This is a genomic window from Candidatus Poriferisocius sp. (assembly GCF_965208475.1).
Classification (GTDB): domain Bacteria; phylum Actinomycetota; class Acidimicrobiia; order Acidimicrobiales; family Bin134; genus Poriferisocius.
Genome location: NZ_OZ242338.1, coordinates 269,604 through 282,415 on the forward strand (window position 1 = coordinate 269,604; position 12,812 = coordinate 282,415).

General features: G+C 68.2%; 12 protein-coding genes. 8 read left to right on the plus strand and 4 right to left on the minus strand.

Features of this window, described 5'->3' with window-relative positions:
- Positions 1-31: 31 nt before the first annotated feature.
- From ACOGXA_RS01290 to ACOGXA_RS01300, 3 genes are read right to left on the minus strand one after another with little or no spacing between them, the layout of a single operon-like run.
- A complete protein-coding gene (locus tag ACOGXA_RS01290; protein WP_419925486.1) occupies positions 32-1,084 on the minus strand; it encodes a TIGR03617 family F420-dependent LLM class oxidoreductase in 1,053 nt (350 codons plus the stop codon).
- A gap of 28 nt (positions 1,085-1,112) precedes the next feature.
- Positions 1,113-1,991, minus strand: a complete 879-nt coding sequence (locus ACOGXA_RS01295; protein ID WP_419925487.1) for a proteasome assembly chaperone family protein — start codon at positions 1,989-1,991, stop codon at positions 1,113-1,115.
- Entirely contained in the window at positions 1,988-3,034 is a 1,047-nt protein-coding gene (locus tag ACOGXA_RS01300; RefSeq protein WP_419925488.1) for a phosphotransferase family protein, read from the minus strand. The genes ACOGXA_RS01295 and ACOGXA_RS01300 overlap by 4 nt, the downstream gene beginning before the upstream one ends.
- 125 nt (positions 3,035-3,159) lie before the next feature.
- Here ACOGXA_RS01300 and ACOGXA_RS01305 point away from each other — a divergent pair, with 125 nt between their 5' ends.
- The 5 genes from ACOGXA_RS01305 (at position 3,160) to holA (ending at position 8,414) form a co-directional block, all read left to right on the plus strand.
- On the plus strand, positions 3,160-3,864 hold the full coding sequence (locus ACOGXA_RS01305; protein ID WP_419925489.1) for a tetratricopeptide repeat protein: 705 nt from the start codon (positions 3,160-3,162) through the stop codon (positions 3,862-3,864).
- A 126-nt stretch (positions 3,865-3,990) separates the two neighbouring features.
- Positions 3,991-4,674, plus strand: a complete 684-nt coding sequence (locus tag ACOGXA_RS01310) for a helix-hairpin-helix domain-containing protein (protein WP_419925490.1) — start codon at positions 3,991-3,993, stop codon at positions 4,672-4,674.
- 13 nt (positions 4,675-4,687) lie between these two features.
- Positions 4,688-6,469, plus strand: a complete 1,782-nt coding sequence (locus ACOGXA_RS01315; protein ID WP_419925491.1) for a ComEC/Rec2 family competence protein — start codon at positions 4,688-4,690, stop codon at positions 6,467-6,469.
- 57 nt (positions 6,470-6,526) lie between these two features.
- A complete protein-coding gene (gene folP, locus ACOGXA_RS01320; RefSeq protein ID WP_419925492.1) occupies positions 6,527-7,369 on the plus strand; it encodes a dihydropteroate synthase in 843 nt (280 codons plus the stop codon).
- 31 nt (positions 7,370-7,400) lie between these two features.
- Positions 7,401-8,414 carry a DNA polymerase III subunit delta gene (gene holA, locus ACOGXA_RS01325; protein ID WP_419925493.1) on the plus strand — a complete coding sequence of 338 codons (1,014 nt, stop codon included), beginning with the start codon at positions 7,401-7,403 and terminating at the stop codon, positions 8,412-8,414.
- Positions 8,415-8,418: 4 nt separating this feature from the next.
- Here holA and rpsT read toward each other — a convergent pair whose 3' ends face one another.
- On the minus strand, positions 8,419-8,688 hold the full coding sequence (gene rpsT, locus ACOGXA_RS01330; protein ID WP_419925494.1) for a 30S ribosomal protein S20: 270 nt from the start codon (positions 8,686-8,688) through the stop codon (positions 8,419-8,421).
- A gap of 130 nt (positions 8,689-8,818) precedes the next feature.
- Between rpsT and lepA the strand changes: the two genes are divergently transcribed.
- Genes lepA through dnaJ form a run of 3 tightly spaced genes read left to right on the plus strand, consistent with a single transcriptional unit; the run spans position 8,819 to position 12,809 of the window.
- On the plus strand, positions 8,819-10,609 hold the full coding sequence (gene lepA / locus ACOGXA_RS01335; RefSeq protein ID WP_419925495.1) for a translation elongation factor 4: 1,791 nt from the start codon (positions 8,819-8,821) through the stop codon (positions 10,607-10,609).
- On the plus strand, positions 10,599-11,678 hold the full coding sequence (gene hrcA, locus ACOGXA_RS01340) for a heat-inducible transcriptional repressor HrcA (RefSeq protein WP_419925496.1): 1,080 nt from the start codon (positions 10,599-10,601) through the stop codon (positions 11,676-11,678). Before lepA ends, hrcA begins: the two co-directional genes overlap by 11 nt.
- A 3-nt stretch (positions 11,679-11,681) precedes the next feature.
- Positions 11,682-12,809: a molecular chaperone DnaJ gene (dnaJ, locus tag ACOGXA_RS01345; protein WP_419925497.1), complete on the plus strand. Its 1,128-nt coding sequence runs from the start codon at positions 11,682-11,684 to the stop codon at positions 12,807-12,809.
- Positions 12,810-12,812: the final 3 nt, after the last annotated feature.

Sequence of the window (12,812 nt, forward strand, 5' to 3'; positions counted from 1 at the left end):
TGTAATCATTATACCAAATCTGGTATAATGATTACACTGAAGATCGTCCCGGAATCGCTCGGAGCGCCTCGCGCACCTTGGCCCAGGGTCCGTCGGGGCGAAGGCCTTGACCGAACGTCATGCGGTCGATCAGCCCTCCATAGCTGGTCGCCACGGCACCGGCCAGGTTCTGGGGCTCGGCCACAACCCCGAACGTTCCCAGCATGGTGTCGTCGATCACGTCGGCCATCTCAGCCCACTGGCCCTGTTTGGACATGCGGTTCAGCTCGTCTTGGGCGTCGCCCCAGCCGTGGTGCTCAAGCACCGGGCGATATGCGGGTGTCGAGCCATAGAAGGCCAGTTGCCGGCGGGCCGCTCGGGCCGCCGACTCCATTTCCTCCTCTGATTCGCCGGTGACAATGAACACGGGCATCGAAACCTCAATGTCCTTGGGATCGCGGCCTGCGCTGGCGGCCCCCCGCTCGAGGGCGGGCAGCGACACTTCCCGCACGTAGCTGGGTGTGGTAAATCCGTGGCTGATCCAGCCGTCGGCCGACGCGCCGGCCACCTCGGTCATGAGGTCGCCCACCGCGGCCAAATGAATCGGTGGCGGGCCGAAGGGATTGGCGCCGGGGCTGAACATCGGGGTCATCAGCGTGTGGCTGTAGAACTGTCCCCGAAACGACAGGCGCTCGCCGGTCTCCCAGCAATCCCATATCGCCTTGACCGCGTCGACCAACTCCTTCATCCGTGCGGCGGGGTGAGACCAGGGCATGGAGAATCGCTTGGTGATGTGGGGCTTGATCTGCGAGCCCAGGCCGAGAATGAAGCGCCCGCCGGAATAGGCCTGGAGATCCCACCCCAAGTTGGCCAAGACCATGGGGTTGCGGGCGAAAGCCACCGCAATCGAGGTTCCGATCTGAATGCGGCTGGTGTGCTCGGCGGCCAGCACCAGCGGCAGGAACGGGTCGTGGTCGAGCTCGGCCGACCACACCCCGTCGTAGCCGGCCGCCTCCAAGCTGCGGGCTTTGTCGGCGGCATCGCCAAGTGGCCCAACCGATCCTTTTCTGGCCGCTCTGGTAACGAGGCCGCCGTCTAGCTTCATGCTCTGTCCTCTCGGGTGGTGGCAGTGGTTATTTGGACTCGTCCTGGTCGCGCAGAAAGCGCTCCAGTTCCCTGACCAGCTCTTCACCGCTGGGGATCTCGGTGCTCTGCTCCCTCAACGCGGAGTCGTAGGCGCTTTCCAGCCGTCCGAGCAGGCGCTGGTGGCCGGCGTTTTGGGCGATCATGGTGTCGAGCCGCCTCGACACCTCCAAGCCCTCGGCGATCAGCGGGGCCGGGTCGAACCGCAGGTCGGCGGCTGCTCGCAATCCCTGGAACAGGGCTGCGGTGCCGGCCGGGAACGGCGAACCGGCCGCGTAGTGGGGCACCTGGGCCCACACCGACACCGTCTCCAACCCCGACGCCTCGAACTGGTTGGCCAACACTGCGCTTATGCCTGCGGGAACCTCCAGGGTCCTCTGGGGGGCGCCGAACCCCTTGATCAGCTCTGGGGAGGTGCCGGCAGCCATCAGCCGTACCGGCCGGGTGTGGGGCACGGCCGCGGGGTAGGCGCCGATCGACACGATCCGGGCCACCCTCAACTGCTGCACCAGGCTGCCGACCGCGCTACAGAATGCCTGCCAGCGGAAGTCGGGCTCAGGGCCGTGGAGCATCAAGAAATCCCGCTGGTCGAGGTCGCTCACCGCCAGGAGTCGGATGGCCGGCCAGTTGATGTCGTCCACCCGGCCGTCTCGCACGGTCATGGTGGGTCGGCGGGCCCGGTGGTCGATGAGCAGATCGGCGTCGAAGCTGGCCACCAGCCGCTCGCTGTGGTCTTTCAGCATGATCTCGGAAGCACTGCGCATGCCAAAACCGGCGTCCACCCATCCGTCCAAGGCGATCACCATCACAGAATCGGCAATGTCCAGTTGGTCGGGGTCCAAGTGGACGGTGACCAGGCCGCTGCTCATGCCACCTGCTCCGCCGCGGCTGTGGCCATCTCGGTGAGGGCGTCTACCCGGGCGGCGAAGCTGTCGGCCCCTCGCGGCGGAGCCTTGTCGCCCATCGCCCCGCCGACGTACCGGCTATACACCCCTTCTAGGATGCAGGCCACCTTCCAATAGGCAAAGGCCAGATAGAACTCGAAGTTGTCCAGATCGCGCCCCGACGCCTGCTGGTAGCGGTCTTGCAGCTCAGCCCGGCTGGCGAATCCGGGCACCGAGGTGGGGGGATTGTCCAACGCGAAATCGGGGTCGTTGGGCTCGGCCCAATACACCAGGAGTTGGGCGATGTCGGCGTTGCGGTCGCCCAGAGTACACAGCTCCCAATCGAGCACGGCCACCACCTGGCCGCTCTCACCCAGGATGCAGTTGTCCAGGCGGTAGTCGCCGTGGACGATTCCAGCCGGTCCCTGCTCAGGGATGCGGGCAACCAGGTGGTCGTGCACTTGTTGGATCTCGGGACGCTCCCTGGTCTTGGACTCCTCGAACTGGCGCAGCCAGCGCCGAAGCTGGCGGGCGATGTAGTCCTCCTTGCGCCCCAAGTCGCCCAGCCCCACTAGGCCGACGTCCACGGCGTGGATGCGGGCCAGGATGTCGGCAATCGACCGGGAGGCCGACCGGCGCAGCTCAGGGGCGAGCCCGAAGGCCTGCTCTTGGGTGCGCACAACCCGTCCATCCACGAATTCCATGACATAGAAGGGGCGCTCGTTTATGGTTTCGTCCTCGCACAGACCGAACGCCCGGGGCACCGGCACGTCGGTGTTGGCCAGCGCGGCGATGACCTTGTGCTCCCGGCCCATGTCGTGGGCGGTGGCCAGGACTTGGCGCAGCGGGGGCCGGCGCAACACATAGCACCGCCCGTGGGCATCGGTGGCTTTGAAGGTGAGGTTGGAATGCCCGCCGGCGATCAGCTCGAACGTCAGCGGCAAGGCCGCGCCGGCCACGTTGGCCTTGAACCAGTCGCTGACTGCGTCGTGGCGGATGCCTCGGATGTGGTCCATGCGAAGGGCCACGCTAGCTTTCTTCGGGGGCGGGTGGCGATCCCCGGCATCTGACGAGCAGCAGCCGGTGGCGTTCCCCCAGCGATCAATGAGAGGTAACCGGTGGCGTTCCCCCAGCGATCAATGAGAGGTAGTCCATGGCTGATGTGACCGATGCGACGTTTGCGACCGCGGTGGCTGAGCGATCGCACACCGTGCCCGTGGTGGTTGACCTGTGGGCGCCGTGGTGCGGGCCGTGCAAGACGCTCGGGCCGATTCTGGAGCAGGCAGTGGCAGCTACCGGCGGTTCTGTGGAGCTGGCCAAGGTAAACGTGGACGAGAACCCACAGACCGCCCAGGCGTTCCAGGTGCAGGGGATTCCCGCGGTGTACGCCATGCGCGACGGCAAGGTGGTGGACGGGTTTGTCGGCGCCCAGGGCGAGGCCGCGGTGGCCGAGTTCGTGCAGCGGCTGCTCCCCACGGAGCTGGAGAGCGAGGTGGCCGGGTTGGTGGCCGCGGGCGACGAGGGTTCTCTGCGGCGCGCCTTGGAACTGGACGCCGACCATGAAGGCGCCGTGGTGGGATTGGCCGACCTGTTGGTGGCCCAACAGCGGGGTGATGAGGCTCTGGAACTGCTGGAGCGGATCCCCGAGACCCCCGAAGTGCGCCGGGTGGCTGCATTGGCCCGCACCGGCGGCCGGGCCGGCGACGCCGATGCTGAAGCCCGGCTGGAGGATCTGCTCGGCCGGGTGAAGGCCGACCCGGCTGCCCGACAGGAGTTCGTCGACCTGCTGGAGATCATGGGTTCCGACGATCCCCGCACTGCCGTCTACCGCCGCCGCCTCACCACCCAGCTCTACTGACGGGAAACGAGCTGCGTTCGGGGCGATTGCCCAATATCGCAGCCCCTGTTGATTCTGATTCCGGGCTGATACCCTGATGCTGCTTCCCCCGTTGCTGACAAGGCGCGTCGCGCCCGGAAACGGCTCATGGAAGACCCCCCTCTGCCCCCTCCCCGGCCGACCCCGGCAGAGCGGGTCCGGGAGATGCTGGATGACTATCGCCACTTGATCACCGGTCCCCGGCTGGTGATTGCGGGCGCCGGGCTCGTGGCTGCCATCGGGATAGCGGCCTACCTCATGGTGGGTCCTAGCGCTGCTCCCCGTCCCGAGGCCGTGATCCCAATGGCCACGCCGCTGCCCACCACCCCCGCTTCCGTCGCCGAGCCGGTGCCGATCCTGGTCCACGCCGCCGGGGCGGTCCAGATTCCGGGGGTGTACCTATTTCGAGACGATGCCCGCGTCATCGACCTGGTAGAGGCAGCCGGGGGGCTGACCAGCGACGCCGACCACGACCGGGTGAACCTGGCTGCCGCGCTGTTCGACGGGCAGTGGGTGTACTTCCCCCGTGTCGGCCAGACCGCCATCCCCGCACCGCTGGGGGGAAGCGGGCCGGCAGGCGGCGGGGAGGCTGCCCGATCCGGCCCCTTGAATCTCAACACCGCCACTGCCGAGCAGCTCGAATCGCTCCCCGGGGTGGGGCCGGCCATCGCGGCGGCCATCATCGAGCACCGCCAGCGCATAGGCGGGTTCGACTCGGTACACGGCCTGCTCGCCGTGTCCGGGATCGGCCCATCCAAGCTCGAGCAGATCCGCGACCTGGTATCCCTGTGAGCGCCGGGCTGCGATGAGCGATCGTCACGCAGTTGTGCTGGCCGCGGCGGCAATAGTGGGTGCTTGGTGGTCGGCGGCGGTTCCGCTGATCCCGGCGATGGCCCTGGGAATTGCTGCCCTGGCCTTCCGCATGCCGTGGGTGCTGATCGCCGCCGTTGCGCTGACGGGCTCGTCGCTGGGGGCGCGGGCCTGGGCCGGTCTAGACCCCGTCGAGCCCGCAGCCATTGACAGCGAGGCAACCCTGGTGGCTGATCCGGTTCCGGTCGGCGAGGGGACGCGGGTAGATGTGCGGATTGACGGCCGGCGCTATGAGGCATGGGCCTACGGCCGAGCCGCCCGCGACCTGAGTGACCGGTTGGCCGGGGACCGGGTTCGCATTTCGGGCCGCGTCCGCCCGATCCAGCCGCTGCCCGACTACCAGGCGGCCCGCCACATCGCCAACCGGCTGAGCATCGACCGCGTCCACAGCTATCGCGACGGGTCGCTGCCTTACCGGCTGGCCAACTGGCTGCGTCGCACCATCGCCCGGGGCGGGCAGTCGCTGGACAACGACCGCCACGCTCTGTTCACCGGGCTTTCGTACGGCGACGACCGCTATCAATCGCCGGTGGTGTCCGACGACTTCCGGGCCGCAGGCCTCACCCATCTGCTGGCCGTGTCGGGACAGAACGTGGCTTTCGTGCTCATCCTGGCCCGCCCGGTTATCGAGCGCTTCGACTACAGGGGTCGCTGGGTGCTCACCCTGGGGCTGATCGGTTTTTTTGCGCTGGTCACCCGGTTTGAGCCCTCGGTGCTGCGGGCCACGGTGATGGCGGCCATCGCGGCCACCGCCACCATGTTGGGCCGCGACGCCTCCAGCCGCCGGGTGCTGGCCCTAGCGGTGGCCCTGTTGGTGCTGGTCGACCCGCTGTTGGTGCATTCGGTGGCCTTCCGGCTGTCGGTGGCCGCTTCGGCGGGCATCATCTTGTGGGCCCCCCGACTGGCCGAGCGCCTGCCCGGGCCCCCCACCCTGGCCGCAGCGCTTGCGGTGACCATCTCGGCCCAGTTGGCCGTGTCGCCGCTGTTGGTCGCCACCTTTGGCGGGGTGCCGATTGCGTCGCTGCCGGCCAACCTGCTGGCCGCTCCGGTGGCCGGACCGATCATGATGTGGAGCCTTTCGGCCGGGGTCGCCGCCGGGCTTTTGGGCGGTCCGGTGGCCCACGCCATCCACTGGCCCACCGCGGTGGGCATCGGCTGGATACAGGCGGTGGCCGGGTGGGCCGCGTCGGCTCGATTGGGAGAGATACGGGCGCCCCATCTTGTTGCCGTGGCCATCGTCGCCGGGGGCTGGTGGTTGGCCCGGCGACGACTGCTGCGGGCAGTGGCGGCGGCCGCGCTGGCGGTGGTGCTGCTGTTGCCCGCGGTGGCTCTTCGGATCGCCGAACCGCCCTTCTACACCGTGCTCGACTCCGGGGTCGAAGTGTGGCGGGAAGGCCAGACCGTGGTGATCGCGCTGGGTTCCAACCGGTCTGCCGAGAGGCTGCTCGAGGATCTGCGGCGAGCCGGCGTGGGCGCCGTCGACCTGGCCGTAGCCGACCGCGGCACTCGGGCCCAACGCGACCAGATCCGAACCCTGCAAGAGCGGATGTGGGTAGGGGCGATCATCGCCCCTCCCGGCCACCGCATCGGCGGGGCCGCTACCGTTCGGACTGGCCAGCGGGTGCTGGTCGGCGGCCTCGAAGCGGAGGTGGTGTCCCACGACTCCGGCCTTGTGGTAACGGTTGTCCCGGCAGGCGGTGTAGCGTCGCCCCCGTGATCGTGGAGCTCGGTCCATCTGAGAGCACAAGTTGAGCCCCATGGAGGCGTCGCCCCCGTGATCGTGGAGCTGGGGCCCCACCGCTATGACGTGACCACCCGGGCTCTGGTGATGGGCATCTTGAACCGCACGCCCGATTCGTTCTACGACGCCGGGCAGTATTGGGATTTCGACGCCTTCTTGGCCAAAGCGGAGAAGCTGGTGGCCGAGGGGGCAGATTTCTTGGACGTCGGGGGGGTCAAGGCCGGACCTGGCCCGGAGGTAACCGAGGCCGAGGAGATGGACCGGGTGGTGCCGGCCATCGCGGCGTTGCGCGAGCGTTTCGATTTGCCCCTATCAGCCGACACTTGGCGGGCCTCGGTGGCCAGGGAGAGCTACGCCGCCGGGGCAGTGGTGGGCAACGACATCAGTGGATTCGCCGACCCCGGCTATCTGTGCGCCGCCTCCGAAGCCGGGGCCTCGGTGGTGGCCTGCCACGTGCGGTTGGCCCCGCGTGTGGCTGACCCGGCGCCGGAATACGACGACTTGGTGGGCGAGGTGAGCCGCTTCTTGTCGGAGCGGGCCCGGTGGGCGGTCGAGGCGGGCATTCCCCCGCAGCGGGTCATGCTCGATGCGGGGCACGACCTGGGCAAGACCCCACCGATGTCGGCGGAATTGCTGCGCCGGGCCGACGAGCTGGCCGGGTTGGGCTATCCGCTATTCTTGTCGGTGTCCAACAAGGGGTTCTTGGGGGCGCTGACCGGCACCGAGGTGGGGGGACGCCGGGACGCCACGCTGGCGGCCCATGCCCTCGGCATCGGCTTGGGCTGTCGAGTCCTCAGGGCTCACGATGTAGCCGGCACCCGCCGAGTGGCCGACTTCATGAGCGCGGTTCTTGCCCATCAGGGGGAGTCCAGGTGAGCGCGGCCTTCCGGCTTCAAGGGGAGTCCCGGTGAGCGCCACCGTGGTCTTGTTGCACGGAGGTGACGATGTGCTGCTGTCGGGGGCGGTGCGCGACCGGGTGGCCGAGTTGGTGGGCGGCGGCGACCGGTTGCTAATGGTGGCCGAGCTGACCGAGGCCGCCTATCTAGAAGGGGAGGACTACGAGATCGCTCCGCTGGTGGACGCAGCCCAGACCCCGCCGTTCCTCACCCCCCGACGGGTGGTGGTGGGTCGGGAGCTGGGCCGATTCTCCACCGGCGATTCCCTCGGCCCCCTGCTCGGCTATCTCGAGAACCCGCTGGACACCACCGATCTGGTGCTGGTGTGGGAAAAGGGGCCGGCGCTTCAGAGACTCGGTGCGGTGCCCAAGCGCCTGTCGGAAGCGGTGGCATCCTGCGGCGGTGAGGTGATCGGCGCCGGGGTTCCCCGGGGGCGTGATGGCGCCGCCCAGTGGATGGACACGCAGATAGCCGCGGCGGGGCTGAAGCTGCGGGCTGGGGCCAAGCGGCTGCTGGCCGATCATCTGGGAGAGGACTTGAGCCGCTTGCCCGCGGTGCTCGCCACCCTGGCCGCAGCCTATGGCCCGGGCCGGGCGCTGGAGGCCGGTGACGTGGCCCCCTTTGTCGGCGAGGCCGGATCGGTGCCCCCCTGGGAGCTGACTGACGCGGTGGAGTCGGGCAACATAGCCGACGCGTTGGACAAGCTGCGCCGCATGCTCCATGCCGGGGGCCGCAATGAGATGCAGGTGCTGGCCACGCTCCACAACCACCACACTCGCCTGCTGCGCCTCGACGGCGCCAATGCGGCCGATGAGAAGGAGGCGGCTGTGCTGTTGGGCATCAAGGGCTCCACCTTCCCGGCCCGCAAGGCGCTCCGGCAGGCCCGCAAGCTGGGGGCCAACAGAGTCGCCCGGTCTATCGAGCTGCTAGCCCAAGCCGACCTGGACCTCCGGGGGGCCACCGCGGTGCCCCCCGAGGCAGTGTTGGAGGTGTTGGTCGCCCGCTTGACCCACCTCAACCGCTAGCCGACTACTCGGCTTGAAGACGGGCTAGCTGCTTCATCAAGCGGGACTTGCGCCGGGCGGCGGTGTTCGGGTGCAACACGCCCTTGCTGGCCGCCTTGTCGATCCGCTTGACGGCGATGCGGGCGGCCTCGTCCGTTTCTGCCGCGTCGCCCTGCTCCGCCGCGGCCACCGCGTTGCGGGTGCGGGTGTTGATCTCCGAGCGCACCGCCCGATTGCGCTGGCGGCGCTTCTCGTTCTGGCGGTTGCGCTTTATCTGGCTCTTGATGTTTGCCACAGAACGGCAACTCTAACGCCCGTCAACCCCATCAACCACATGGGAAGGGCAGTAGCCGCCGACGCGCAGTTCAAGCGCCGCGCCACAATCCATCAACCTTGTGAGAAGGGCGATAGCGTTTCTCGTTGTCGTGTCCATAGACCTATCTCGAATCCGCAATACCTCGATAATCGCCCACATCGACCACGGCAAGTCCACGCTGGCCGACCGCATGCTGGAGATTTGCCGGGCGGTTGACCCCCGGGAGATGCGGGCCCAGTATCTCGACTCGATGGACCTGGAGCGGGAGCGGGGCATCACCATCAAGCTCCAGAGCGTCCGCTTGGACCGCAACGGCTATGTGATCAACCTCATCGACACCCCCGGCCATGTCGACTTCGGCTATGAGGTAAGCCGCTCCCTGGCTGCCTGCGAGTCGGTGATCCTGCTGGTGGACGCGGCCCAGGGCATCGAGGCCCAGACCCTGGCCAACTGCTACCTGGCCATAGAGAACGAGTTGGAGGTGGTGGTCGTCCTCAACAAGATCGACCTGCCCGCGGCCGAGCCCGAGCGCCGGGCGGAGGAGATCGAGCAGGTGCTGGGCGTCGCCGCGGAAGACGTGCTGCATATCAGCGCCAAAACCGGTGAGGGCGTGGCCGAGCTGCTCGACGCGGTGGTGGCCCGCACTCCGTCCCCGGCAGGCGATCCCGACGGCTCGCTGCGGGCGCTGATCTTCGATTCCCACTTCGACCAGTACCGGGGAGTGGTCAGCTCGGTGCGGGTGATGGACGGGCGTCTTCGCTCGGGGGCCAAGATCCGGTTTATGCAGGCCCGCACCGACCGGGAGGCCGACGAGATCGGGGTATGGCGCCCCCAGCCCGCACCGATCGACGAACTGGGGCCGGGCGAGGTGGGCTACCTCATCGCCGGCATGAAGAACGTGGCCGAGGCCCGGTCGGGCGAGACGGTCACCACCTCCCGCAACGGCGCGCTCGAGCCCCTGGCGGGATATCAAGAGCCCAAGTCGATGGTTTTCTGCGGCCTATATCCCATCGACGGCGACGAGTTCGCCGCGCTGCGCGACTCGCTGGAGCGGTTGCGGGTAAGCGACTCCAGCTTCAACTACCAGCCGGAGTCGTCGGGCGCGCTGGGCTTCGGCTTCCGCTGCGGGTTCCTCGGACTCCTCCACATGGAGATCGTGCGGGAGCGCCTCGAGCGGGAGTTCGGCCTCAGCCTCATCGCCACCGCTCCCTCGGTGGCCTACCGGGTAGAGCTGGACGACGGCGAGGAGGTGGAGGTGGACAATCCCTCCGCCATGCCCCCGGCCGCCGAAGTGAGGGGCATTCAAGAGCCCATGCTGGCGGCCACCATCATCGCCCCCGCCGTTCACACCGGCACCCTCATGGAGCTGTGCCAGGCCCGCCGGGGGGAGATGAAGAAGCTCGAGTACCTTTCGCCCGAGCGGGTGGAGCTGGCCTACCGGCTGCCGCTGGCCGAGGTGGTGGTGGACTTCTTCGACCAGCTCAAGAGCCGCACCCAGGGCTATGCCAGCCTCGACTACGAGCCCGACGGCTACACCGCCGCCGACCTCACCAAGGTGGACATCTTGCTCCAGCACGAGCCGGTGGACGCCTTCAGCTCCATCGTCCACCGGGATTCGGCCTATTCCTATGGCCGGCGCATGACCGAGAAGCTGAAAGAGCTGATCCCCCGCCAGCAATTCGACGTGCCCATCCAGGCGGCCATCGGCGGCAAGATCATCGCCCGGGAGACGGTGAAGGCCTTTCGCAAGGACGTCACCGCCAAGCTGTACGGCGGCGATGTGACCCGCAAGCGCAAGCTGTTGGAGAACCAGAAGGCCGGCAAGAAGAAGATGAAGGCCATCGGCCGGGTTGACGTCCCCCAAGAGGCGTTCATATCCGCGCTCCGCCTTGACGACTGAGCCGATCACCGGTACCGCTGTAGTATCCGAGGTTCATGGGAGCATCCGGGATTTGACCGGTACTAGCAGCGAAACGCTCTCGGCCCGCAAGGCCGCGGTGTTGCGGGCTGTGGTGGAGGGATACATCTCCACCACCCAGCCCGTGGGTTCCTCCCATGTCTCGGAGATCGCCGATTTGGGGGTGTCTCCGGCCACCGTTCGCAACGAGATGCTGGCCCTGGAGCAGGCCGGATATCTGAGCCAGCCCCACACCAGCGCAGGTCGCATCCCCACCCAGAAGGGCTATCGCCACTTCGTGGACTCCCTCACCGACGTGTCCGGCACTCTCGGCCGCAGCGAGCACAAGCAGGTGCGGGCCTTCTTTGACACCACCCACAAAGAGCTGGAGCAGATGCTGGCCGACACCAGCGCGCTGCTGGCCGACCTCACGGCGTATGCCGCCTTGGTGGTGGCCCCTCAGCATTCCAGCACCGCCATCAGGTCGGTGAACCTGGTGGACCTGTCGGAGCGGTTGATCTTGGCCCTGGTGGTGTACGAGAACGGATCGGTGGACAAGCGCACCATCGAGATGGACCGGCCCGCCGATGTCGTGGACCTGGCCCGGGCCGCCGCCGCGCTCACCGAGTTTCTGGCCGGGCGTCCGGCCTCCGCTTTGCGGGATCGGGGCGCCGCGGCCCGTTTGTCTCCGCTGGCCGCCCGAATCATGGGCTCGTTGGCTGATTTGAGCGATGCCGAGGAGCAGCTCTATGTGGGAGGGGCGGCCAGCGTGGCCGGCCTGTTCGACGCCACCGACACGGTGCGGTCGGTTCTGGGAATACTGGAGAAGCAGCTTGTGGTTGTGTCGTTGGTGAGAGACATCTTGGACCGGGGCCTGACCGTGGCCATCGGCTCGGAAACCGGGGTGGCCCCCTTGGCGGAATGCTCGCTGATCGTGGCCCCCTACGAGGTCGCCGGCCGCCCGGTGGGCTCCATCGGGGTGCTGGGCCCCACCCGCATGAACTATCCCCAGGCTTTGGCCGCGGTAGCGGTGGTCAGCCAGAAGCTGGGCGACCGGCTGTCGTCCATCTAACCCATGGCCGCCGACTTCTACGATCTGCTCGGCGTGGGCCGCGACGCCACCGAGGACGACCTCAAGAAGGCTTTCCGCAAGCTGGCCCGTCAATACCACCCCGATGCCAACCCCGACGACGCCGAGGCCGAGGCCCGCTTCAAGGAGATAGCCCTGGCCTATGAGACGCTGAGCGACCCCCAGAAGCGGGCCCATTACGACCGATTCGGCACCCCGCCGGGGGCGGCGGGCGGCGGCGATCCCTTCTCGGGCATGAACCTGAACGACATCTTCGACGCCTTTTTCGGGGGCTCGAGTCCATTTGGCGGCAGCCCGTTCGGCGCTGCTGCCGGCCGGGCCAGGACCGGGCCCCAGCGGGGCACCGACCTCGAGGCGGTGCTGACCCTCGATTTCGAAGAGGCGGTGCTGGGTGCCGAGGCCGAGGTGACCGTGCGCACCGCCACGGTGTGCGAGCCGTGCGAGGGCCGGGGCGCGGCCAAGGGCACTCAGCCGATTACCTGCGGCACGTGCGACGGCATGGGCCAGGTGCAGCGGGTGCGCCAGTCGATCCTCGGCCAGATGGTGACCCGCACGGCGTGTGACGCGTGTTCGGGAAGCGGAGAGGTGATCGCCGACCCATGCCGCCACTGCCGGGGTGACGGTCGGGTGGTGGGCGACCGCGACTACACCGTGACCGTGCCTGCTGGTGTGGGCCACGGATCCACGCTGCGGGTGACCCGGCGGGGTGCGGCCGGCCCTCGGGGCGGCCCCCCCGGCGACTTGTACGTGCATATCGATGTGCGGCCCCACCCCCGCTTCGAGCGCGAGGGCGACCATTTGGTCGCTCCGCTGAACCTGACCATGGTTCAAGCCGCCCTGGGGGTGAACTCCAAGTACGAGACGCTCGACAGCGTGGAGGATTTGGACATCCCCGCCGGCACCCAGAGCGGTGATGTGTTCCGCATCAGAGGCCGGGGCGTGCCCCGCCTAGAGGGACGGGGGCGGGGCGATCTGCTGGTGCAGGCGGTGGTGGAGACGCCCACCGGGCTGAGCGACGACGAGATCGACCTGCTCCGCCAACTGGCCGAGTTGCGGGGCGAAGAGGTGGCGCCCACCACTAGGAAGCGACGCCGCGAAGCCCGGCGGAAATGACGA

Excerpts from the sequence above, each read along its gene's own strand:
- ACOGXA_RS01290 (WP_419925486.1), bottom strand. The coding sequence starts at position 1,084 with ATGAAGCTAGACGGCGGCCTCGTTACCAGAGCGGCCAGAAAAGGATCG.
- ACOGXA_RS01295 (WP_419925487.1), bottom strand. The coding sequence starts at position 1,991 with ATGAGCAGCGGCCTGGTCACCGTCCACTTGGACCCCGACCAACTGGAC.
- ACOGXA_RS01305 (WP_419925489.1), top strand. The coding sequence starts at position 3,160 with ATGGCTGATGTGACCGATGCGACGTTTGCGACCGCGGTGGCTGAGCGA.
- ACOGXA_RS01310 (WP_419925490.1), top strand. The coding sequence starts at position 3,991 with ATGGAAGACCCCCCTCTGCCCCCTCCCCGGCCGACCCCGGCAGAGCGG.
- ACOGXA_RS01315 (WP_419925491.1), top strand. The coding sequence starts at position 4,688 with ATGAGCGATCGTCACGCAGTTGTGCTGGCCGCGGCGGCAATAGTGGGT.
- dnaJ (WP_419925497.1), top strand. The coding sequence starts at position 11,682 with ATGGCCGCCGACTTCTACGATCTGCTCGGCGTGGGCCGCGACGCCACC.